This is a genomic window from Microbacterium sp. NPDC056044, from assembly GCF_042267145.1.
GTDB lineage: Bacteria > Actinomycetota > Actinomycetes > Actinomycetales > Microbacteriaceae > Microbacterium.
Genome location: NZ_JBHJWZ010000002.1, coordinates 462,166 through 484,016 on the forward strand (window position 1 = coordinate 462,166; position 21,851 = coordinate 484,016).

General features: G+C 70.8%; 19 protein-coding genes. 17 read left to right on the forward strand and 2 right to left on the reverse strand.

Annotated elements, in window-relative coordinates; all coding sequences use genetic code 11:
• The first annotated feature begins 116 nt into the window (after window positions 1-116).
• The 10 genes from ACFC1I_RS07180 to ACFC1I_RS07225 all read left to right on the forward strand — a co-directional run bounded on the left by ACFC1I_RS07180 (window position 117) and on the right by ACFC1I_RS07225 (window position 11,969).
• Window positions 117-1,319, forward strand: coding sequence for a globin domain-containing protein (locus ACFC1I_RS07180; protein WP_376007432.1), 1,203 nt, complete (start codon window positions 117-119; stop codon window positions 1,317-1,319).
• A gap of 12 nt (window positions 1,320-1,331) precedes the next feature.
• The gene (locus ACFC1I_RS07185) at window positions 1,332-2,138 is read left to right on the forward strand and encodes a DivIVA domain-containing protein (RefSeq protein ID WP_376007434.1); all 807 of its coding nucleotides are present in this window, start codon (window positions 1,332-1,334) and stop codon (window positions 2,136-2,138) included.
• A gap of 42 nt (window positions 2,139-2,180) precedes the next feature.
• Window positions 2,181-2,558, forward strand: a complete 378-nt coding sequence (locus ACFC1I_RS07190; protein ID WP_376007436.1) for a group 1 truncated hemoglobin — start codon at window positions 2,181-2,183, stop codon at window positions 2,556-2,558.
• A 157-nt stretch (window positions 2,559-2,715) separates the two neighbouring features.
• Window positions 2,716-4,056 (forward strand): transcriptional regulator, encoded by a 1,341-nt coding sequence (locus tag ACFC1I_RS07195; RefSeq protein WP_376007438.1) that lies wholly within the window; start codon window positions 2,716-2,718, stop codon window positions 4,054-4,056.
• Window positions 4,057-4,143: 87 nt separating this feature from the next.
• Window positions 4,144-5,694 (forward strand): aldehyde dehydrogenase family protein, encoded by a 1,551-nt coding sequence (locus tag ACFC1I_RS07200; protein ID WP_376007440.1) that lies wholly within the window; start codon window positions 4,144-4,146, stop codon window positions 5,692-5,694.
• A gap of 223 nt (window positions 5,695-5,917) precedes the next feature.
• Window positions 5,918-6,337, forward strand: a complete 420-nt coding sequence (locus tag ACFC1I_RS07205) for a DUF779 domain-containing protein (protein ID WP_376007442.1) — start codon at window positions 5,918-5,920, stop codon at window positions 6,335-6,337.
• Between the two features lie 155 nt (window positions 6,338-6,492).
• Complete coding sequence (locus ACFC1I_RS07210; protein ID WP_376007444.1) at window positions 6,493-8,127, forward strand: ABC transporter substrate-binding protein; 1,635 nt, start codon at window positions 6,493-6,495, stop codon at window positions 8,125-8,127.
• A gap of 131 nt (window positions 8,128-8,258) precedes the next feature.
• Window positions 8,259-9,305 carry an ABC transporter permease gene (locus ACFC1I_RS07215; protein WP_376008019.1) on the forward strand — a complete coding sequence of 349 codons (1,047 nt, stop codon included), beginning with the start codon at window positions 8,259-8,261 and terminating at the stop codon, window positions 9,303-9,305.
• Between the two features lies 1 nt (window position 9,306).
• Window positions 9,307-10,299 carry an ABC transporter permease gene (locus ACFC1I_RS07220; RefSeq protein WP_376007446.1) on the forward strand — a complete coding sequence of 331 codons (993 nt, stop codon included), beginning with the start codon at window positions 9,307-9,309 and terminating at the stop codon, window positions 10,297-10,299.
• Complete coding sequence (locus tag ACFC1I_RS07225) at window positions 10,299-11,969, forward strand: ABC transporter ATP-binding protein (RefSeq protein ID WP_376007448.1); 1,671 nt, start codon at window positions 10,299-10,301, stop codon at window positions 11,967-11,969. Before ACFC1I_RS07220 ends, ACFC1I_RS07225 begins: the two co-directional genes overlap by 1 nt.
• A gap of 96 nt (window positions 11,970-12,065) precedes the next feature.
• Here ACFC1I_RS07225 and ACFC1I_RS07230 read toward each other — a convergent pair whose 3' ends face one another.
• Window positions 12,066-12,554 (reverse strand): FBP domain-containing protein, encoded by a 489-nt coding sequence (locus ACFC1I_RS07230; RefSeq protein ID WP_376007450.1) that lies wholly within the window; start codon window positions 12,552-12,554, stop codon window positions 12,066-12,068.
• Between the two features lie 234 nt (window positions 12,555-12,788).
• Window positions 12,789-13,991: a hypothetical protein gene (locus ACFC1I_RS07235; protein ID WP_376007451.1), complete on the reverse strand. Its 1,203-nt coding sequence runs from the start codon at window positions 13,989-13,991 to the stop codon at window positions 12,789-12,791.
• A 123-nt stretch (window positions 13,992-14,114) separates the two neighbouring features.
• On the opposite strand from ACFC1I_RS07235, the gene ACFC1I_RS07240 reads away from it, so the two are divergent.
• From ACFC1I_RS07240 to ACFC1I_RS07270, 7 genes are all read left to right on the forward strand, one after another.
• On the forward strand, window positions 14,115-15,380 hold the full coding sequence (locus tag ACFC1I_RS07240) for an ABC transporter substrate-binding protein (protein WP_376007452.1): 1,266 nt from the start codon (window positions 14,115-14,117) through the stop codon (window positions 15,378-15,380).
• A gap of 82 nt (window positions 15,381-15,462) precedes the next feature.
• Window positions 15,463-16,413 carry a carbohydrate ABC transporter permease gene (locus ACFC1I_RS07245; protein WP_376007454.1) on the forward strand — a complete coding sequence of 317 codons (951 nt, stop codon included), beginning with the start codon at window positions 15,463-15,465 and terminating at the stop codon, window positions 16,411-16,413.
• The gene (locus tag ACFC1I_RS07250; RefSeq protein ID WP_376007456.1) at window positions 16,410-17,369 is read left to right on the forward strand and encodes a carbohydrate ABC transporter permease; all 960 of its coding nucleotides are present in this window, start codon (window positions 16,410-16,412) and stop codon (window positions 17,367-17,369) included. Before ACFC1I_RS07245 ends, ACFC1I_RS07250 begins: the two co-directional genes overlap by 4 nt.
• Before the next feature lie 2 nt (window positions 17,370-17,371).
• The gene (locus ACFC1I_RS07255; RefSeq protein WP_376007458.1) at window positions 17,372-19,318 is read left to right on the forward strand and encodes a hypothetical protein; all 1,947 of its coding nucleotides are present in this window, start codon (window positions 17,372-17,374) and stop codon (window positions 19,316-19,318) included.
• Between the two features lies 1 nt (window position 19,319).
• The gene (locus tag ACFC1I_RS07260) at window positions 19,320-20,111 is read left to right on the forward strand and encodes a ribonuclease activity regulator RraA (protein ID WP_376007460.1); all 792 of its coding nucleotides are present in this window, start codon (window positions 19,320-19,322) and stop codon (window positions 20,109-20,111) included.
• Window positions 20,081-21,058, forward strand: a complete 978-nt coding sequence (locus ACFC1I_RS07265) for an aldo/keto reductase (protein WP_376007462.1) — start codon at window positions 20,081-20,083, stop codon at window positions 21,056-21,058. Before ACFC1I_RS07260 ends, ACFC1I_RS07265 begins: the two co-directional genes overlap by 31 nt.
• Window positions 21,055-21,849 (forward strand): amidohydrolase family protein, encoded by a 795-nt coding sequence (locus ACFC1I_RS07270; RefSeq protein WP_376007464.1) that lies wholly within the window; start codon window positions 21,055-21,057, stop codon window positions 21,847-21,849. Before ACFC1I_RS07265 ends, ACFC1I_RS07270 begins: the two co-directional genes overlap by 4 nt.
• Window positions 21,850-21,851 lie beyond the last annotated feature (2 nt).

Here is a 21,851-nt window from a genome sequence, read left to right on the forward strand (position 1 = left end):
GCGCTCTACAGGGCCATGTTATCCGGTTGCAGTTGCACGTGGATGCTTTGCAGATATATCTGCAACGCGCTAGCGTCGCCCGAGACCGACTCACCGATCGAGGGGACAGGACACACGTGGATGCGGTAGCGCTCAAGCGGACCTGGAGCCAGGTCGCCGCCCACGGGGATGCCGTCCCCGGGTACTTCTACGCGCACCTCTTCCTCGCCCATCCCGAGACCCGCGACCTGTTCCCCGTCGCGATGGCGGCGCAGCGCGACCGCCTGGTCAAGGCCCTCGGGCACATGGTCAGCAACGTCGACCGTGTCGGCGACGTCGTGCCCTACATCGAGGACCTCGGCCGCGATCACCGCAAGTTCGGCACGATCGCCGGCCACTATCCCGCGGTGGGAGCGTCGCTGCTCGCGACCCTGAAGCACTTCCTCGGCGACGCGTGGACGGCCGAGCTCGCCGCCGATTGGGCCGACGCGTACGGGCTCATCGCGACCACGATGATCACCGCCGCCGAGTCCGTCGAATCCCAGCCCGCGACGTGGGCCGCCGAGGTCGTGGCGACGCAGCGGCGGGGAATGGATGTCGGGACCCTGACGATCCGTCCCGACGACCGCTACCGGTACCAGGCGGGTCAGTCGCTGGCCATCGAGATCCCGCAGCGACCCCGCCAGTGGCGCTACCTCTCCCCGACGCACGCGCCGCGCGCCGACGGCACGATCACGTTCCACGTCCAGCTCGTCGCGGGCGGCCAGGTCAGCGGGGCGATGCTGCGCGACGTGAAGGCAGGAGACCGCGTGCGCCTCGGCCCGCCGATCGGCGACCTGCTCACCCTTCCCTTCGACAGCGAGTGGCCCGACCTGCTCCTCGTCGCCGGCGGCACCGGCCTCGCGCCCCTGCTCGCGGTGCTCGACCAGGTCGCCGCACGCCACGCCGCGCGCGGCAACGGCCCGCGCGTGGCGCTGTACCACGGGGTGCGGCATCCATGGTCCTTCTATGCGAAGCCCGAGCTCGAGAAGTACGCGGCAGCGGGATGGCTCGACGTCGAGTACGGCGTCTCGGACGACCCGTCGTATCCCGGACGCCGCGGGCTGATCGGCGACCTCGCCGCCGCCGACGGCCCGTGGGACGAGCGCCTCGCGATGGTGTGCGGCTCGCCGCGCATGGTCGACCACACGATCGCCGCCCTGCGCCGCGCAGGACTCGACGAGCACCGCATCCGCAGCGAGAAGTACGAAGACCCGTTCACCCAGCAACCCGGCGCCACTGCCGGACGAGCAGACTCCCCGGAGCTCGTCCGACCCGCGGTCTCGCTGGGAGTCCAGTAGAGCGAAGGCGAAATGACCGCGATCCAATCCGTATCCACCACGCCCGAGACGCTGCGCGCCGCGTCCTTCTCGGACGAGCGCCACGGCTACTCCCGCGGCGAGGTCGACGCGCTGCTGACCGCAGCGGCCGACGCGCTCGAGGTCGCCTGGCGCGAGAACGCGGCACTGACCGCGAGCGGCGTCAGCGCCGACGAGGGCGAGATCTCGAGCCGTGCGGTGCTGCTGCTCAGCAGCGCACAGCGCATCGCCGACGATGCCGTCGCCGAGGCCGAGTCGTACGCCCGCGACCTCATCGAGACCGCGCGCACGCAGTACCGCGAGATCGTCGAGCGCGCCCAGCAGGTCGCGCACTCGATCGAGAAGGAGGCGGCGGCGCACCCCGGGCAGATCGCGGCGGCGGCGGCGTCGGCGTCGGCCTCCGGTTCCGCCGCGCCGTCGTGGGGCGGTGCGGACCAGTCGCCCGCGCTCGCGTTCGCGACCGACCACCTCGAGGCCGCCGGTCCCGCGTCGCCGGACGACGTCGTGCGCGCCCGCCAGTTCGCCCGCATGGCGACGGCCCAGGTGCACTCGCTCCTCGAGTCGATCGAGCGCGAGCTCGGACGCCTCGGCGCCGGTGCCCCGCGCACGGCCCCGAGCCCTGCCGCCGCGGCGTCGACCCCGGGCCTCGCCGCCGGGCCGCCGCCCGCCCCCACCTCGGCGGCTCCCGCCGCCGCCGCAGCCGCTGCCGCCGCCGCTGCGGCCTCGGCATCCGTGTCGACCCCGGTCTTCGCGGAGCCCACGGACGAGGTCCGCCGGCGGCGCAGCGACTTCGAGTACTGACCCACCCGCGCCACCCCACATCCCCACGATCGGAGCAACCGCATGACTGACACGAGCGAAGCGACCCTGTATCAGCGCCTCGGCGAAGGCGCCGGCATCGCCGCCGTCGTCGACGGCCTCTACAGCCGCATCATGGCCGACGAGACCCTCGCCCCCTTCTTCGAGAGCACCCGCATGGCCGAGCAGAAGGGCCACATGGCGATGTTCCTCGCGGCCGCTGCCGGGGGTCCCGACGGCTACCGCGGCAAGGACCTCGGCGTCGCGCACGCCGGCCGCGGCATCACCGACGCCGACTTCGACCGCGTCATCGGCCACGCCGCCGACGCCCTCGCCGCGGCGGGCGTCGACGCCGACACGATCGGCCAGGTCGCCGGCGCGCTCATGCCCCTGCGCGAGAAGGTCACCGCCGCGGCCGCGTAGCCCGCGGTCGGCGGTCGGCCCGGCCCGGCCCGGCCGGGCCGACCCGGCTGGGCCCGACCCGTCGCGTCGACATCGGCGAGATCGCACGTTCTCGACGCCCCGGCGCCGCCCGCACCTACACTGAAGGCACGCTCCACCGACGTCGATCGGAGCCGCCGTGTCATCACCCTGGTCGCAGCGTCGCGAGGTGTCGCCCGAGACCTCGCGTCTGCTCATCGAGCGCGCCCACGAGGAGCTCGTCGCCGGCAACACCGCCGATGAGCGACTGCGCGACGTGCGCCTGCTCATCCGCGACTCGTGGCGCCGCTCGCTCGACAGCCTCGTCGGCGCCGAGGCGCTCCCGCCCCTCGACCTCAGCGCCGACGAGCTCGACGCGTACCGTCGTGCGCATCCGCTCTCGGCTGTCATCGACATGGTGCGCGGGCTGCTGCTTCCGGGCGAGGCATCCGATTCCGGCGTCGTCGTGGCGGTGGGCGACGCGGCCGGGCGCCTCTTGTGGGTCGAGGGCGATCGCAACGTGCGCCGGCTCACCGGCGACATGGGCTTCGTCGAGGGCGCGAACTGGTCGGAGGACGCGGTCGGCACCGCCGCCCCCGGCACCGCGATCGCGCTCGACCGGTCGGTGCAGATCGCCGGTGCCGAGCACTTCAACCGGCTCGTGCAGCCGTGGTCGTGCAGCGCTGCGCCGGTGCACGATCCCGAGACGCGGCGCATCCTCGGCGTGATCGACGTGACCGGCGGCCTCGAGGCCGTCACCCCTCAGGCGCAGCTGCTGGTGGATGCTACGGCCCGCGCGATCGAGGGAGAGCTCCTGGTCGCACGGCTCCGCGCGCGCGCCGAGCCGCCGCGACCCGCGCGCCGCGCGCCTGCCCGGCGGGTCGAGCCCACGCGCGCGACGCTGCGCGTGCTCGGCCGCGATCGCGCGCAGCTCGAGGTGACCGGCGAGGGGTTCGAGACGGTGTCGGAGCTGGGCCCGCGCCATGCCGAGCTGCTGCTCATGCTCGCCGTGCACCGCCAGGGCCTGTCGGCCGAGCGCCTCGGCGACCTCGTGTACGGCGAGTCGGCGGGGGATGCGGCATCCGTGACCCTTCGCGCTGAGATGGTGCGTCTGCGCAAGGCGCTGACGACCGCCGCTCCCGCGCTGGTTCCCGAGTCGCGGCCGTACCGCCTCGGCGTCGAGGTCGAGACCGACGCGCACCAGGTGCTGTCGCTGCTCGATCGCGGCGCGCACCGCGTGGCCCTCGCCGCCTACCGCGGCGACGTGCTGCCCGACTCCGTCGCGCCGGGGGTGGAGGACTTCCGGCAGACGGTGCGGGTGGCGCTTCGCGAAGCACTCATGGCCGAGGCATCCGTCGACGTCCTCCTCGCGTTCGCCGACACCGATGCCGCCGCCGACGACGTCGAGCTGCTGCGGCTCTGCCTGTCGATGCTGCCTGCCCGCTCGCCGCGCCGCGCCGGCCTCGTGACCCGCATCGAGCGGCTCGAAGCCGACGCCTGACCGGGTCGCAACGTTCTGCAACGTTGCCCCGCCTACCTTCGATGACACGCGACGAGGACCGTCGCACAGCGTCGAAGGAGACCAGCAATGACCATCGTCGAAGAGGGCGTCTCGAGCGTCTACGCCGCACCCGGGCAGCGGGGATCGATCGCCGACTACCGCCCCCGCTACGGCCACTACATCGGCGGCGAGTTCGTCGAGCCGATCAGGGGCCAGTACTTCGAGAACATAAGCCCCGTCAACGGCAAGCCCTTCACCGAGGTCGGCCGTGGCACCGTCGAAGACGTCGACCGCGCGGTGGACGTCGCATGGAAGGCGTTCGAGTCGTGGAAGCGCACGACGCCCGCCGAGCGCAGTGTGATCCTCAATAAGATCGCCGACCGCATCGAGCAGAACCTCGAGCGCATCGCGGTCGCCGAGACGTGGGAGAACGGCAAGCCGGTCCGCGAGACGCTGGCCGCCGACATCCCGCTCGCCGTCGACCACTTCCGCTACTTCGCGGGCGTGCTGCGGGGCCAGGAGGGCTCGCTCAGCCAGATCGACGAAGACACCGTGGCATACCACTTCCACGAGCCGCTGGGCGTGGTGGGCCAGATCATCCCGTGGAACTTCCCGATCCTCATGGCCACGTGGAAGCTCGCCCCGGCGCTCGCCGCCGGCAACTGCGTGGTGCTCAAGCCCGCCGAGCAGACTCCGGCGTCGATCCTGTTCCTCTTCGAGATCATCGGCGACCTGCTGCCGGCCGGAGTCGTCAACATCGTCAACGGCTTCGGCATCGAGGCGGGTGCGCCGCTCGCGCAGCACAAGCGCATCCGCAAGGTCGCGTTCACGGGCGAGACCACCACCGGCCGCCTCATCATGCAGTACGCGTCGCAGAACCTCATCCCGGTGACGCTCGAGCTCGGGGGCAAGAGCGCGAACGTGTTCTTCGAGGACGTCGCCCGCTCGACCGACGACGCGTACTACGACAAGGCTCTCGAGGGCTTCACGCTGTTCGCCCTCAACCAGGGCGAAGTCTGCACGTGCCCGTCGCGCGCCCTCATCCAGCGTTCGATCTACGACGGCTTCCTCGGCGACGCCCTGGGGCGCGTCGGCAAGATCGTGCAGGGCAACCCGCTCGACCCCGAGACCATGATCGGCGCGCAGGCCTCGAACGACCAGCTCGAGAAGATCCTGAGCTACATCGAGATCGGCAAGGCGGGTGGCGCGAAGCTGCTCGCCGGCGGTGAGCGCGTCGACCTCGGCGGCGACCTGTCGGGCGGCTACTACGTCGCGCCGACGGTGTTCGAGGGCACGAACGACATGCGCATCTTCCAGGAGGAGATCTTCGGACCCGTGGTCTCGGTCACGAGCTTCGACGACTTCGACGACGCCATCTCGATCGCCAACGACACGCTCTACGGCCTCGGCGCCGGCGTCTGGAGCCGCTCCGGCGACACCGCCTACCGTGCCGGCCGCTCGATCGAGGCGGGCCGCGTCTGGACGAACACGTACCACCAGTACCCCGCGCACGCGGCGTTCGGCGGGTACAAGCAGTCCGGCATCGGCCGCGAGAACCACCTCAAGATGCTCGACCACTACCAGCAGACGAAGAACCTCCTGGTGTCGTACGCCGACGGAGCCATGGGCTTCTTCTAGAAACCGGACGCCGCGCTCCCCAGAGCGGCGCCCCGACGACCCGGGCGGAGCGAGCCCCCAGTGCCTCCGCCCGGGTCGCACCACCCGCATCCGCCGGCGCACCGCGTCCCGTTCTCGAATCAGGCGATGAGGCGAATGCAGGCTGATCCGACCCCGGATCGTCCTGATTTCGCCTCATCGCCTGATTCCGGTACGGGTATGCCGCGAGAAGAGGAGTTCGACAATGACGCAGGTCGGCAGGTACTCGCGTGTGGCGGTGACGGATGCTGCGGCCGCCCTGCTGCGGCAGCTCACTGCCGAGCACGGAAAGCTGATGTTCCACCAATCCGGAGGCTGCTGCGACGGCAGCGCGCCGATGTGCTTCCCGGTCGGGATGTTCCTCGTCGGGCCCTCGGACGTGCGGCTCGGCGACCTCGACGTCGGGCTGGACGATCCGATCGTGGTGTTCATCTCCGAGGCGCAGTTCGAGTACTGGAAGTACACGCACCTCACCATCGACGTGGTGCCCGGCCGGGGTGCGGGATTCAGTGTGGAGGGCCCGACGGGCAAGCGCTTCATCATCCGCAGCCGCATGCTCGACGACGCCGAGCTGGTGCATTTCGGCCTCGGGCCGGCGGGAATGGCGGGCACTTCGCCCAGCTGAAACGCCGGGAATGTGGCATCCAGTCCCATCTCTGCTGGGTTTCAGTCTGGTTACGAATCGTTCACTCGATTGCCGTAACGGCCCTCGGGGGTGAAGATAGCCTCTGGCCGCGACCATCTGACGCGACTGACACCACTACGCAGAGGTAGCACTACATGTCACTGCACCACAGCACGCGCGGCCGGATCGGCCTCGCGATCGGCGCCTTCGGCGCCTCGGCACTCCTCCTCGCCGGCTGCGCCGGTGGTGGCGGCGGCGGAAACGACGACGGCGGCGCCTCGGGCGAGCCTCTCATCGTCGGCACCACCGACAAGGTCACCACGCTCGACCCGGCCGGCTCGTACGACAACGGCTCGCTCGCGGTGCAGACCCAGGTGTTCCCGTACCTCCTCAACACCGACTACAACAGCACCGAGGTCGTTCCCGACCTCGCCGAGTCGGCGGAGTTCACGTCGCCGACCGAGTACACCGTGACGCTTCCCGCGGGCCTCAAGTGGGCGAACGGCAACGACCTGACCTCGTCCGACGTCAAGTTCTCGTTCGACCGCAACGTCAAGATCGCCGACCCGAACGGCGCGTCGAGCCTGCTCTACAACCTCGACAGTGTCGAGACCCCGGACGACACCACGGTGGTCTTCCACCTCAAGACGGCGAACGACCAGGTCTTCCCGTACATCCTGACCAGCTTCCCGGGCGCCATCGTCGACGACGAGGTGTTCTCGGCCGACGCCGTCACCCCTGACCAGGACATCGTCGACGCCAACGCGTTCGGCGGCCCCTACGCGATCACGTCGTGGGACTTCAACAAGACGGTCGAGTTCACGCCGAACGAGAACTACAAGGGCCTCCTCGACGCGCCGGTCAACAGCGGCGTCATCCTCAGCTATTTCGCCGAGTCGTCGAACCTGAAGCTCGCTGTGCAGCAGGGCGACATCGACGTGGCGTACCGCGCGCTGTCGTCCACCGACGTCGACGACCTCAGCAAGAACAAGGACGTCAAGATCGTCAACGGCCCCGGCGGCGAGATCCGCTACATCGTGTTCAACTTCAACACGCAGCCGTACGGTGCGACGACCCCCGAGGCGGACGCTGCCAAGGCGCTCGCGGTCCGTCAGGCCGTCGCCGACCTCGTCGACCGTGAGGCGCTGTCGACGCAGGTCTACAAGGGCACGTACACGCCGCTGTACTCGTTCGTCCCCGAGGGCTTCACCGGCGCCATCGAGCCGCTCAAGGAGATGTACGGCGACGGCGCCGGCGGCCCGGACGCCGACAAGGCGAAGGCCACCCTCGAGGCGGCAGGCGTCGAGACGCCCGTCTCGCTCAGCCTGCAGTACAGCCCCGACCACTACGGCCCCTCGTCGGGTGACGAGTACGCCCTGGTGAAGTCGCAGCTCGAGGAGAGCGGCCTGTTCTCGGTCGACCTGAAGTCGACCGAGTGGGTGCAGTACTCGAAGGACCGCACGTCGGACGTGTACCCCGCGTACCAGCTCGGCTGGTACCCGGACTACTCGGACGCCGACAACTACCTCACCCCGTTCTTCCTGACGAAGAACTTCCTGGGCAACCACTTCAGCGACCAGCAGACCGAGGACCTCATCCTCCAGCAGGCCGTCGAGACCGACCCGGCGAAGCGCACGCAGGAGATCGAGGACATCCAGTCCCGAGTGGCCGAGCTCCTCTCGACCGTGCCGCTCCTGCAGGGTGCACAGGTGGCCGTCGCCGGAACCGGTGTCGAGGGCGTCACGCTCGACGCATCGTTCAAGTTCCGCTTCGCTCCGCTCACGAAGTAAGACGCGATCCAGCGATGGGGCGGCCCGCTCACCCGGGCCGCCCCATCGGCATTCGCCTTCGGCAGCACACACACAGTTAGGCCCCCACGATGACGAGCGACGTCGCCGCATCCGTTGACCAGCCGCCCGCCATGCTGGCGCGGCGCAGGCCCGCCTCCGGCGGAACCCTCGGCCGCTATCTCCTGGTGCGGTTCCTCCTGATCTTCCCGACCGTGCTCATCCTGGTGACGCTGGTCTTCTTCCTCATCCGCCTCACCGGCGACCCGATCACCGCGGCCCTCGGCGGGCGCCTGCCCGCCGACCAGCTGCAGGAGCGCATCCACGAGGCGGGCTACGACCGGCCCGTTCTCGTGCAGTACTTCGAGTACATCGGCCAGGTGCTCACCGGCAACTTCGGCACCACGCTCACCGACAATCAGCCCGTGACACAGGTGCTCCTCACCTACGGTGCGGCGACCTTCGAGCTGATCTTCTACGCCTTCATCATCGCGTTCGTCGTCGGCATCCCGCTGGGCATGCTCGCCGCCGCCAAGCGCGAGAAGGCGACGGATGCCGGACTCCGCGTCGGCGCGATCCTCTTCTACGCCACCCCGGTGTTCTTCTCGGGCCTGCTCGCGAAGCTCGTGTTCTCGGTGTGGCTCGGCTGGTTCCCCGTCTCCGGTCGTGCGAGCGTGCGCACCGAGATCGCCCTGACACGCGAGGGCGGCACCGGCATCTACCTCATCGATGCGATCAAGTCGGGCAACCCCGCGTATGTGCAGGACGTGCTCCTGCACGCCTTCCTGCCGTCGATGGTGCTGGGCCTGCTGACGGCGAGCATCTTCCTGCGGCTCGTGCGCACGAACGTGATCGGCACGCACAACATGCCGTACATCGACGCGGCCCGTTCGCGCGGTGTGAGCGAATACCGCCTCGTGCGCCGTCACGCGTACAAGCCCGCGCTGATCCCGATCGTGACGGTGATCGGTCTGCAGATCGCCCTGCTGCTGGGTGGCGCGATCCTCACCGAGACGACGTTCGAGTGGCAGGGAGTCGGCTTCCAGCTGGGTGAGTACCTGAAGGCGCGTGACTTCGTCGCGATCCAGGGAATCGTCGCGATGATCGCCATCCTCGTCGCGGTGACGAACTTCGTGGTCGACGTCATAGCCGCGTTCCTCGACCCGAGGGTGAGGTACTGACATGGCCAAGCGCCGCTTCTCCGACCGGATCCCGGTCATCCACCAGCTCCGCCAGAGCGTCGGCCTCCAGCGCGGCATGCTCATCGCGGGTCTGGTGCTCACCGCGCTGTTCCTGATCTTCGCGATCTTCGCGCCGTGGATCGCCCCGTACAGCTACAACCAGCTCCGCGACGCGCAGGGCAATTTCGGGTCGACGCAGCCCCCGAGCGCCGAGCACTGGCTCGGCACCACGGTCGGCGGGTACGACGTGCTGTCGCGCACGATCTGGGGCGCCCAGACCGCGATCCTCGTCGTCATCGTGGCACTGCTCCTCTCGGTGGTCGTCGGCATCCTGCTCGGTGTCGTCTCGGGCTACCTGGGCGGCTGGGTCGACCGCACCCTCGTGGTCATCGCCGACGCGATCTACGCCTTCCCGACGCTGCTGCTGGCGATCGTCGTCGCGATCGCGATCAGCGGCGGGCAGTCCGGGCTCTGGCCGGGCATCATGGCGGCGGCCGTGTCGATCACGGTCGTCTTCATCCCGCAGTACTTCCGCGTCGTGCGCGCCGAGGTCGTCCGCATCAAGGCCGAGGCGTTCGTCGAGTCGGCGAAGGTCATCGGCGCGCCCACGAGCCGGATCATGTTCGTGCACGTGCTGCGCAACGCGACGCGCACGCTGCCGCTCATCGTGACGCTCAACGCGTCCGAGGCGATCGCGACCCTCGCCGCGCTCGGCTTCCTCGGGTTCGGCATCGAACCGTCGGCCGCTGCCGAGTGGGGCTACGACCTGCAGCGCTCCATCAGCGACGTCGCCGCCGGCATCTGGTGGACGGCGATCCCTCCGGGCGTCGCCATCGTGCTGACGATCCTCGGCATGACCCTCATCGGCGAGAGCCTCAACGACCTCGCCGACCCGCGCCTGCGCGCGCGCCGCAGGGCGACCAACCAGACGCCGGCCGACGCGGTCGCCGCGAGCCAGCCGGCGTCGCGCGAGTTCATGGGAGAGGTGGAGTGATGGCTTCGGCAGCCCCCGCATCCGACGACGTCGCGGTCGACATCCGCGATCTCACCGTCACCTTCGCCAGCGACGCCGGTGACGTGCACGCCGTGCGCGGCGTGACGCTCGACGTCCGCCGCGGCGAGGTGCTCGCGATCGTCGGCGAGTCCGGCAGCGGCAAGACGGTCACCGCCCGCACGATCCTCGGGCTCCTGCCCGACACCGCGGTCATGAACGGTGCCGTCGTGCTCGACGGCACCGAGATCGTCGGCCTCGACAAGAAAGAGCTCCGCGAGGTGCGCGGCTCGAAGGCCGCCATGATCTTCCAGGAGCCGTCGACCGCGCTCAACCCCGTGTACACGGTCGGCTGGCAGCTCGCCGAGGGGCTTCGGGCCCACGGCAGCTACAGCAAGGCCGAGGCCAAGGCGAAGGCGATCGAGATGCTCGGCCGCGTCGGCATCCCGGAGCCCGAGCGCCGTGTCGACGACTATCCGCACCAGTTCTCGGGTGGTCAGAAGCAGCGCATCGTCATCGCGATGGCGCTCGCGCTCGAGCCGACGGTGATCATCGCCGACGAGCCGACGACGGCCCTCGACGTCACGGTGCAGGCCGAGATCCTCGATCTGCTGCGCCGGCTCCGCGATCAGGACGGCACCGCGATCGCGCTCATCACGCACAACATGGGCGTGGTGGCCGACCTCGCCGACCGCGTCGCGGTGATGTTCAACGGCGAGATCGTCGAGACCGCGACCGCGCGGGACCTGTTCGCCGCGCCGCAGCACGAGTACACCAAGAAGCTCCTGGCCGCCGTACCGCGCGTGGAGATCGTCGACCGGCAGCTGCCGGAAGCCGCAGCGCCCGCGGAGCCGGTCGTCGAGGCGAAGGATCTCGTCATCGAGTACGGCGGCCGGTTCGGCCGGGCGCCGTTCCGCGCCGTCGACCGCGTGAGCTTCTCGATCGCACCGGGCGAGGTGCTCGGGCTCGTGGGCGAGAGCGGCTCGGGAAAGACGACGATCGGCCGGGCCATCGCGGGCCTGACGCCGGTGGCGGGCGGCTCGCTGCGTGTGCTCGGCACCGAGATGCTCGGCGTCAAGGAGCGGGAGTTCCGCCGCCGCCGCAGCGAGCTCGGTTTCGTGTTCCAGGACCCGGCGACGAGCTTCAACCCGCTCCTCACCATCTCCCGCAACGTCGCCGAGCCGCTCATCGTGCACGGCGCCGCCAAGGGCGCCGCTGAGGTGCAGGCGAAGGTCGACGAGCTGCTCGAGGCGGTGCAGCTGCCGAAGTCCTACGGGGAGCGGTACCCGCACGAACTGTCGGGTGGACAGCGCCAGCGTGCCTCGCTCGCGCGGGCCCTCGCCCTCAACCCGAAGCTGCTGATCGCCGACGAGCCCACGAGCGCGCTCGACGTGTCGGTGCAGGCGCGCGTGCTCGAGCTGTTCGGTGAGCTGCAGAGCCAGTTCGGCTTCGCGACGCTGTTCATCACGCACGATCTCGCGGTCGTCGACCTGCTCGCGCACAAGGTCGTCGTGCTGCACCGCGGCACGATCGCCGAGGCCGGGCCGACGGCCCAAGTCCTCGGCGACCCGCAGGACGCCTACACGCGCCGGCTCATCGCCTCGCTCCCCGTGCCCGACCCCGAGGAGCAGGCCGCGCGCCGCGCCATCTGGCAGGCCACCCGCGACGAGTGATCGCCGCCGAGCCCGAGCCCGAGCCCGAGCCCGAGCCCGACCCCGACCCCGACCCCGAGCCCGACCCCGACCTCGAGCCCGAGCCCGAGCCGGCGGTCAGGCGCCGTCGCGGATGTCGCGCGCGAAGCCTTCGGCGTGGGCGCGGAGCGCCTCGATACGCCGCTGCCGCGCCGCCATCACGTCGAAGCCGAGGTAGGCGGGCGGCATCGGGCGCCGGGCGTTGACCGAGCACTCGAACCTCTCGCACAGCAGGGTGCCGACGGTGTCGCCGTTGCGGCCGGCCTTGCCCGCCCGCTTCGCGCCGAAGAGCACGACGTCGTTGGGCAGGGTGACGTCCTCGCACCACGAGCACTGGGCGCGCGTGCGCGTGCGCTGCTCGGTCTGGCGCAGCAGGATCCCGACGGGCTCGGCATCGACCGGCACCACGATGAAGCCGGCGAGCGGCTGCTTCGGATCGCGCCAGCCGAAGTAGTCGAGTCCGTCCCAGCCCACGTGGGCGAGGTCGGGAACGACGAGGGCGTTGCGCTCGCGCAGCGAGGCGTTGACGAAGGACGCGCGGATGTCCTTCTCGGTGAATGCGTGCATGATTCCTTGATTCGCGAAAGATCGCCGAGACGGCGACGGAAGATGGATGCCGCGGCCCGGCCGGACCGCGGAGTGTCGGGGTGCATCGCGGCAGGTCTCAGACCCGGCGACGCGCGCCGCTACCTCCGCTCGGCGCGGGAAGCGCCGAGTACCCCCTCACGCCCGCCGGGCGTCGCGATCGTCGAATGCACGCCCGCCAGCCTACGCTCGTCGGCCTGCGCGTCGGCACCACGCTCAGCGCAGGAACGCCGGCCCGATCTGGGTGAGGATCCAGAACAGCACGAGCGCTCCGCCGACGACGATCGTCGCCCACGGCACGCCGCGCTGCAGGCGACGGCCGGCCGGGGCGACGCCGGGCGGCGGGCGGAGCGCCTCGATCGGTGAACTGAAGGGGACGGATGCTGCGCCCCCTTGCCCTGCGCCGGCAGCGGCGGCCGCAGGGCCGAGGGGCGCGGCATCCGTCATCGAAGCAGCCGCTGCCGCGGCCAGCCGCTCGTCGCGCCAGCGCGCCCACTGCGCGAACTTGTCGAGGAGGGCCCCGACGACGGAGAACAGCCACGCCCACGTCTGCGGATCGAGGGTGGAGAAGTCGCGCTTGGCGTACAGGAACAGCCAGTCGTCGACGATCTCGACGTCGAGCGCGGCGGCGTTGTCGATGAAGCGCGCCATGATGTCAGGCGTGAACAGGTAGAGGGCGTCGCGCTCGTAGCCGGTGGGGCAGTACAGCGAGAAGAAGCGGTCGAAGTCGCCCTCGAGGCTGAGGCGCTGCTCCTTGTCGAACGAGAGCGGCAGGTTCGAGCCGAACAGGCCGTTGTTGCTCGTCGCGTCGAGCACGATGTGCGGGAGCGGTGTGTCGAGCTTCACCGCGACGTACCCCCACTGGTGCGTCTGCCGGTTCTTGCCGGAGCCGGTCGTGTACCGGTAGTTCGCGAACTCGACGAAGCGCGGCCGATCCCCGCGGACGAGGTCGCTCGACTGACGCGAGCTGCCGAGCGAGAAGATCATTCCCGGCAGCGGCGGGGCGTCGAGCCGGGGCTCGTAGCGCATGGCGTTCGCACGAGCGAAGCGGTCGAGCCGGTACATGCGCTCGCCACCGGAGCGCACCCCGCGGACGACGAGTGTGATCGCGACCGCGGCGATGACGCCGATGATCAGCAACGGGAGCAGCGCGAAGATCAGCGCCGGTCCGCCCCCGCTCTCGGTGCCGGCGGTGACCGCGGCCACGACCGTCGAGATCATCGTGATCGCGACGGAGCCGAAGACGAGCATCACCACGACGGCGATGATCACCACGAAGACCGGGCCCGCGCAGCCCGAGCCCGCGAGCCGGCCGGTGCGCCGCAGCTCCTGCACGAACGCGCGCGCGGCGCCCGGCGGAACGGGCTCGACGAGCGGGCGCGCGTCGAACGGGTACGAGCCCGGCGCCGGAACACTCATCCGACCACGCTACCGGCGGCGGGCGTAGAGTCCACGAAAGGATCGTCGGCAATCGTTGATAACCGATTATCGATTAGTGTAAGGTCGTGACGTCCCGATGATGTGCCCACGAGAGGATCGACGATGATCACCAGACGTACCCTCACCGCGATCGGCGCCGGAGCGGCCGCCGTGACGCTCCTGGCCGGCTGCTCCTCCGCTGCGAGCGGGGGTGAGAGTCAGGATGAGGACGTCCAGCTGCGCATGCTGGTCAACGTGACCCCCAACCTCACCGAGGAGTGGTGGAACGAGCTCGTCGCGCCGTTCGAGGAGGCCAACCCGAACATCGACGTCGTGATCGACAACCCCGGCGCCGAGGGCGTGGCCGCCGCCGTCCCGCGCCTGCTGGCCGCCGGTCAGGCGCCCGACATCGTGCAGTCGCAGGCGCCGACGCCTGACCTCGCCGAGGAGCTCGTCGACCTGTCGGAGTACGACTGGGCGTCGAACGGCCCGCTCGCCGACCAGTACTCGATCGACGGCAAGTACTACATGGCCGGCGTCGGCGTACAGCTGCAGAGCCTGTGGTTCTACAACAAGGATGCGTTCGCCGCGGCCGGCATCACCGAGGTGCCCGCGACCGTCGACGAGCTCGAAGACGCGCTCGGCAAGCTGAAGGACGCGGGCTGGACGCCGATCCAGACCGGCGGCGACTGGATGTCGAGCGGCGCGCTGCAGACGCTCGCGCTGCCGTCGATCGTCGGCGAGAACCCCGAGTGGTTCGCCGACATGAACTCCGGCGCCACCACGTTCAGCGAGAGCTACGGCGACTACACCGCGATGTACGCGGACTGGATCGCCGAGGGCTACACGAACGCCGACGCGCTCGGCGTGAAGTACCCCGACGCCGAGCAGGCGTTCCTCTCCGGCAAGGCGGCCCTCTACCCGATGGGCAGCTGGTTTGCCGGCACCGAGGCGAAGGCTGAGAACCCCGCGCCGATCGGCGTCTTCCGCGGCCCCGCCGTCGACGGCGTCGCCGACCCCGCCATGGGCGCGAACATCGCGAGCCCGTACATGATCATGAAGGTGTCGGAGCACCAGGACGCCGCGGCCAAGCTCCTCGAGTTCCTCACCACCGACGAGGACGCGGTCCTGGACCAGCTCCAGGTCGACGGCAACTACCGCGACGGCTACGAGTACGACATGACCGCGCTCGGCAAGGAGCTCCTGGCCATCGTCTCCGACACCCCGGCGTCGGCCTACACGCCGACCGGCGGCGGCTACGGTGAGCGCAAGCTCCCCGACGGCTACGCCGGCGAGATCAACACGCAGACGCAGGCGCTGCTCGGCGGAACGTCCGCCGCCGACGTCGACGCGGCCATGGACGCCTGGTTCGAGGCGAACGCCGACTGACGAGGGCCTCGGCGCCGGGGCCGACCCTGGCGCCGAGGCATCCGTCCCTTCCGTTTCAGCGACGATACGAAAGCAGGCTCACATGGCCGACACCGTGGCCCGCCTGGCGGGCACCGCGAGGGCGCGCACGTCCGCACCCGCGCGCCGCCGGCGCACCTCGTGGCAGGACCGCCTCGCGGGCGTGATCATGAGCGGACCCGCGCTCCTGGTGTTCATCGCGATGTTCATCGTGCCGATGCTGCTCGCGGTCGTGCTCAGCTTCACGGACTGGAACGGCTACAGCCTGCGCTTCGACTTCATCGGGTTCGAGAACTACACCGACGCGTTCAAGAACCCGCGCACGGTCGACGCCGCGATCTTCACCGCGATCATCGCCGTGGTGGGCACGCTGCTCTGCAACGGCATCGGCCTCGCCGTGGCCGCGATGATCGCCGGCAACAGCCGCGGCAACACGGTGCTGCGCATCGTCTTCTTCTACCCGTACATCATCAGCGCGCTGATCATCGGCTTCCTGTGGTCGGCGATGCTCGCCCCGCAGGGCGCGGTCAACTCGCTGCTCGCGCAGTTCGGCGTCGCGCCGCTGCCGTTCCTCACCGACATGACCTTCGCCAAGGCGAGCGTGATCCTCACGATCGTGTGGTCGCACTTCGGCTTCAACATGATCCTGTACCTCGCCGGCATCAAGTCGGTGCCCACCGAGTACTACGAGGCGGCGACCGTCGACGGCGCGTCGCGCTGGCAGCAGTTCCGCAACGTGACGCTGCCGCTCATCGCGCCGGTGCTGACGGTGAACCTCGTGCTGACGCTCGTCGGTCTCCTCAAGGCCTACGACATCGTGCTCGCCCTCACCGACGGCGGACCCGCCGCCTCGACGCAGACGATCGTGTACCAGATCCTCAAGGACTCGTTCGCGCAGGCGCGGCTCGGGTTCGGCGCGGCGCAGTCGGTCGTGCTCCTCATCGTGACCGCGGCGCTCGGGCTCGCGGTGACGTTCGCGCGCCGCGGCGCCGACCGGAAGGCGAGCGAATCATGACGATCTCGACGCAGACCAGCCCGAACATCGGCGCGGAGCTGATGCTCACCGACGCCGACGAACTGCCGCGCCGCCGCTACGGCAAGCGCTCCCGCGGCCGCGGCGGGCCGGCCGCCCAGCGCACGCCGCTGGCCGCATCGATCGTGAAGTGGGTGCTGCTCGGCGCGCTCGCGCTCGTCATGCTGGTGCCGCTGTACATCCTCGTGATCAGCGCGTTCAAGCCGCAGGCCGACATCATCCTGCACCCGCTCGCGATCACGCCCGAGATGTTCACGTTCGACTACCTCTGGGGTGCGCTCACCAGCGAGAAGTTCAACGTGGTCGGCGCCTACGGCATCACGCTGCTGTTCGTCGTGCTGGTCAACGTCTTCTGCATCGCGCTCGCGGCGCCGGTCGCGTATGTGATCGCCCGCGGCCGCTCGAAATGGCACCTCGTGCTGCTGCTCGTGTTCGTGTCGGGCCTGTTCATCCCCGGCCAGGTGACGCTCATCCCGGTGGTGTTCGTGCTGCGGGTGCTCGGCCTCATCAACACGATCCCTGGATTCCTGCTGTTCGAGACGGCGGCGACGCTGCCCGTCACGATCTTCCTGTTCGCGGCGTACCTGCGCACCGTGCCGCGCGACATCGACGAGGCGGCGGCGCTCGACGGCGCCGGACGCATCCGCGCGTTCTGGTCGTGCATCTTCCCGATCATGCGCCCGGTGGTCGCGACGATCGTCGTGCTCAACTCCATCGGCGTCTGGAACGACTTCGTGAGCCCGCAGATCATCCTCGGACCCGGCTCCGGCATCTACACGGTGACCACCGGCGTCTACGCGGCGGTCGGAGAGTTCTCGACCGACTACACGGTGCTGTTCCCGACGCTGCTGCTCGCGATCGCGCCCGCCGTGATCTTCTTCATCATCATGCAGCGGCACATCATCGGCGGCCTGGTCGCCGGAGCGACGAAGGGCTGACGTTGAGCGACGCGATCCAGGGGCATCCCCTCTCCGAGATCCCCGCGTGGGCGGTGCTCGAACGCCGCCTCTTCGACGAGATCGAAGACGCGTGGCGCCTCTTCTCCGGCACCTTCGCCGAGCCCGACGGGCGGCTGCGGTTCGCGGCGGACTTCGTCGATCGCGACGGCGTCGACGACCTCTACGAGCCGTTCTTCAACTGGCCGGCGTTCTATCTGCTGGGCGGCAGCGATGACATCCTCACGGCGGCCAAGCGCCACTGGGAGGGCGTGACCGTGCAGCTCGCCGAGGCCGGCATGGTCACCGACGAGTACGAGAACGGCTACGACTGGTTCCACCAGGGCGAGTCGCTCCTCTTCTTCTACGGCCTGTGCGCCGCCGACCCCTCCGATCCCGCGTTCGCCGAGCGGGCACGCCGCTTCGCGGAGCTGTACACGGATGCCGCGCACGGCAACTTCGACGCCGCGCTCGGCATCATCCGCGCCCCCCACAACGGGGCGCTGGGTCCGCGCCCGGGTCTCAGCGACGAGCCGGAACCGTACTCGTCGGAGCGTCCCGAGATGCGGCCGTACGGCCTGCCGCTCGAATACGTGCCCGGCGTCGACGAATGGGACGACCTCGGCGACCCCGCGAACGCCGCGGCGATGGGCGAGGCGATGCACCGCGCGGCGGCCGGCGACGTCGCGGTGAACCTCGCCGCCACGAGCCTCGTCGCCAACCGCTGGCTCTACGACGGCGACGAGCACTCGGCCGCGTGGCTGCGCGCGTACGTCGACGGCTGGCGCGCACGCGCCGCGGCGAACGGCGGACTGATCCCCGACAGCGTCGCACCCGACGGCACCGTCGGCGGCCTCCACGACGGCCGCTGGTTCGGCGGCCACTACGGCTGGTCGTGGCCGCACGGCCTGCCGTCGGTCGGCATGGCGGCGGTCATCGCCGGCATCAACGAGGCGTTCCTCACCGGCGACGACGGCGCCCTCGACATGGCGCGCGTGCTCCTCGACACCGTGCTCGACAACGCGATCGTCGCCCCCATCGCCGAGACCCCGTTCAGTCTGCGGGGCGGCTGGCTCGCGCGCTGGGGAACGGATGCTGCGACCCCCGCTCTCCTCGTGCCGCACCGCTTCGGCCGCCACGGCTGGTTCGACTACGGTCCGATGCCGCTCGAGCTGCCGCTGTGGGTGTGGTGGTGGTCGCGCCGCGACGACGACCTCGCGCGCGTGCGCCGGGCGATCGCCGGTCTTCCCGCGATGGACGATGCGGTCAAGGCGTTCCGCGACAAGGCGGAGGCCGGGCACGAGGCGCCGTGGCTCGCGTACCTCGACGGCGACCTCCCCGACTATCCGTCGCGCGCGCTGTCGATGGCACTCGGCCAGGTCGCCCGTCGCGTCGCGCTCATGGCCGCGGCGGGGGCGGATCCGGATGCTGCGCACCTCCACTTCGGCCAGCGCGTCAACCCCGTCGTGACCGAGGTGCTGGGCCAGCTCGTCTCGGGCACGCCGCAGGTGCTCTACAACGGCGGGCTTCCCTTCGCGGCTGTGGTCTACGAGGACGCCGACGCCGGCCGCCCGGGCCTGCCGCGCGATGTGGCGGCGCTCGTCTCGCGCCTCGACGGCGACGACATCGACCTCGCGCTCGTCAACACGTCGACCACCCGCAGCCGCCGCGTGACCGTCCGGGCCTCGCGGTTCGGCGAGCGGCGCATCGCGGGCGTCACGGTCCGCACCGAGACCGGCGGCGCGTACCCGGGGCGCAGCACCGCGTACGCCGCGGTGCCCGGCACGCCGGCGCTGGTGCACTCCGAGGTCGAGGCCGGCGCTGTCGAGATCGACCTCGCGCCGGCGCACCGTGTCGACCTCACCCTGCACACGATCGCGTCCGGAGCCGCGCCGCGGCACCGTGGCGCAGCATCCGTCTCCGTCCTTTCCGCCTCCGTCTCGAAGGAGTGACATGTCCGATTCCTCTTCCCCGTTCCCGCGGCCCGCGATCGACCTGCCGGTGCGGGGTGCCGCCTACGACCGGCCCGACCCCGAGATCGTGCGCGAGCTCGAGCGCGTGTCGTCGGCGACGGCGTGCGCGAAGCTGCACGGCATGGGCATCTCACGCTCATTCGTCGAAGGTCCCCGGCCCCTCACCGAGGGCCAGCGCATCACCGGAACGGCCATCACGCTGCAGTTCATGCCGCAGCGGGAAGACCTCGCCTCGGGTCACGGGCAGGAGTACGTCGAGCGGCACACGGCCCTCTGGCACGTGCTCGAAGAGGTCAAGCCCGGCGACGTGCTCGTGATCCAGGCGTTCGGAAGCCGGTACTCCGGCTGCATCGGCGACATCCTCGCGCGGTATTTCCAGCGCAAGGGCGGCGTGGGCATCGTGGTCGACGGCCGCATCCGCGACGCCGACCGCATCCGCGAGCTCGGGCTGCCGGTGTGGTCGACGGGCACCACACCTCACTACGCGTCGCAGACCGACCTCTTCCCGTGGGCGTACGACGTGCCGGTCGCGGTCGGGGGTGCGCTGTGCATGCCGGGCGACATCGTGATCGCCGACGGCGACGGGCCCGTGATCGTGCCGCAGGCGATGGCCGGCTCCGTCGTCGAGTCCGCGCGCGACCACGAGGACTGGGAGGTGTTCAGCCGCCTGCGCCTCGACGAGGGCGCGCGGCTCAGCGACTACTACCCGCTCACACCCGACTCGCGGGAGGAGTACGAGCAGTGGCGTTCCGTGCAGGCCTTCGCCCGCTGACGCCGACCCCTGGCGCCTCCGGCACGTTCGGTCTCGGCTGCGCGCCGATCGGCAACCTGTTCCAGGCGGTGGCGGAGTCCGACGCCGACGCAACGGTCGCCGCGGCGCTGGGCCGCGGCATCCGCTTCTTCGACACGGCTCCGCACTACGGCGCGGGGGCGAGCGAGGCGCGGCTCGGCCGCGCGCTCGCCGGCGTCGAGCGTGACACGGTGGCGATCGCGACGAAGGTCGGGCGGCGCGTCGTCGACGCGGCGGGCGAGAGCGTGCCGAGCGGCGCCATCGGCGTCGACACGGTCGGCGACCTGTCGCGCGACGGGGTGCTGCGAAGCCTCGAGGGCTCGCTCGCCCGTCTCGGCACCGACCGCGTCGACCTGCTCTACCTGCACGACCCGCTCGACGTCGACGAGGCGCTCGCGCACGCGATGCCCGCGCTCGCCGAGCTGCGCGCGCAGGGTGTCGTGCGGGCGATCGGCGTGGGCATGGTGTGGCCCGACCCGATGACGCGGTTCGTGCGCGAGGCCGACGTCGACGTCGTGATGATCGCGGGCCGCACGACCCTCCTCGACCACCGCGGCGAGGCCGAGCTGCTGCCCGAGGCCGCGCGCCGGGGCGTCGGTGTCATCGCGGCCGGCGTGTTCAACTCGGGCATCCTCGCCGATCCGGTGGCCGCGCCCTACTTCGACTACCGCGAGGCCCCGCCCGACCTCCGCGGGCGCGCGCGACGGCTCGCCGCGATCTGCGACGCCCGGGGCGTCCCACTCCGGCACGTCGCCGCCCGCTACCCGCTGCGCCTGCCCGCCGTCGAGGCCGTCGTCGTGGGCGCCCGCACCTCCGCCGAGGTCGACGACTTCGCCGCCGCCGAGCACGTCGAGATCCCCGACGACCTCTGGCGCGAACTCGAGGAACTCGAGGGGCTCGAGCACCTCGCCGAGGCCGGCCGCGCGTGAGCATCGTCGACGCGCACGTCCACGTGTGGGACCTCGACCGGTTCCCGCTCTCGTGGTTTCGCGACGACCTCGCGCTGCCGCGGGCGGCCACGACTGCCGGATTGACGGATGCTGCGGCCACCGCCTCGCGACCGCTCGAGTCCGCCGTGGCCGTGCAGGCGGCCGACACGCTCGCGGAGATGCAATGGCTCCGCGACCTCGCCCACCACGACGCCGTCGTGCGCTCCGCGGTGCTGCAGTACACCGCGGGCGCGGGGTGGGCGGGCCTCGCGGATGCCGTGCTCGATGAGGGGATCGCCGGCATCCGCGTGGCCACTCCGGGCGGTGAGTCCGACCTGTCCGACGTCCCCGGGCTCGCTGCGCTGTGCGACGGCGCGGGGGACACGGGACGCGTCGTGGAGTTCCTGGTGCGTCCCGCCCAGCTCGCAGCCGTCGCGGGCGTCGCGGCGCAGCATCCGTCCACCCGCATCGTGCTCTGCCATCTCGGCCTCGGAGCCGGCGCACCCGACGTCGCGTGGGAGGAGGGGCTCGGTCTCGTCGCACGGCAACCGAACACTGTCGCGAAGTTCTCGGGGCTCGCCACGCGCCCCGGCGACGGCGACCGCCTCGCCGCGCTCGCCGGGACGGCGTTCGACGCCTTCGGCGGCGGGCGCGTCATGTTCGGCAGCGACTGGCCGATGTCGGCGCGATACCTCTCTTATACACAGCTCGTCGACGACGTCGATCAGGCCTGGGGAGCGCGCACCGACGCGCTCTGGGGTGCCACGGCCCGCGAGCTCTACCGGGTGTGACC

Coding starts and splice junctions, on each gene's coding strand:
- ACFC1I_RS07185 (WP_376007434.1), top strand. CDS start 1,332: ATGACCGCGATCCAATCCGTATCCACCACGCCCGAGACGCTGCGCGCC.
- ACFC1I_RS07190 (WP_376007436.1), top strand. CDS start 2,181: ATGACTGACACGAGCGAAGCGACCCTGTATCAGCGCCTCGGCGAAGGC.
- ACFC1I_RS07200 (WP_376007440.1), top strand. CDS start 4,144: ATGACCATCGTCGAAGAGGGCGTCTCGAGCGTCTACGCCGCACCCGGG.
- ACFC1I_RS07205 (WP_376007442.1), top strand. CDS start 5,918: ATGACGCAGGTCGGCAGGTACTCGCGTGTGGCGGTGACGGATGCTGCG.
- ACFC1I_RS07210 (WP_376007444.1), top strand. CDS start 6,493: ATGTCACTGCACCACAGCACGCGCGGCCGGATCGGCCTCGCGATCGGC.
- ACFC1I_RS07215 (WP_376008019.1), top strand. CDS start 8,259: ATGCTGGCGCGGCGCAGGCCCGCCTCCGGCGGAACCCTCGGCCGCTAT.
- ACFC1I_RS07220 (WP_376007446.1), top strand. CDS start 9,307: ATGGCCAAGCGCCGCTTCTCCGACCGGATCCCGGTCATCCACCAGCTC.
- ACFC1I_RS07225 (WP_376007448.1), top strand. CDS start 10,299: ATGGCTTCGGCAGCCCCCGCATCCGACGACGTCGCGGTCGACATCCGC.
- ACFC1I_RS07230 (WP_376007450.1), bottom strand. CDS start 12,554: ATGCACGCATTCACCGAGAAGGACATCCGCGCGTCCTTCGTCAACGCC.
- ACFC1I_RS07235 (WP_376007451.1), bottom strand. CDS start 13,991: ATGAGTGTTCCGGCGCCGGGCTCGTACCCGTTCGACGCGCGCCCGCTC.
- ACFC1I_RS07240 (WP_376007452.1), top strand. CDS start 14,115: ATGATCACCAGACGTACCCTCACCGCGATCGGCGCCGGAGCGGCCGCC.
- ACFC1I_RS07245 (WP_376007454.1), top strand. CDS start 15,463: ATGGCCGACACCGTGGCCCGCCTGGCGGGCACCGCGAGGGCGCGCACG.
- ACFC1I_RS07250 (WP_376007456.1), top strand. CDS start 16,410: ATGACGATCTCGACGCAGACCAGCCCGAACATCGGCGCGGAGCTGATG.
- ACFC1I_RS07260 (WP_376007460.1), top strand. CDS start 19,320: ATGTCCGATTCCTCTTCCCCGTTCCCGCGGCCCGCGATCGACCTGCCG.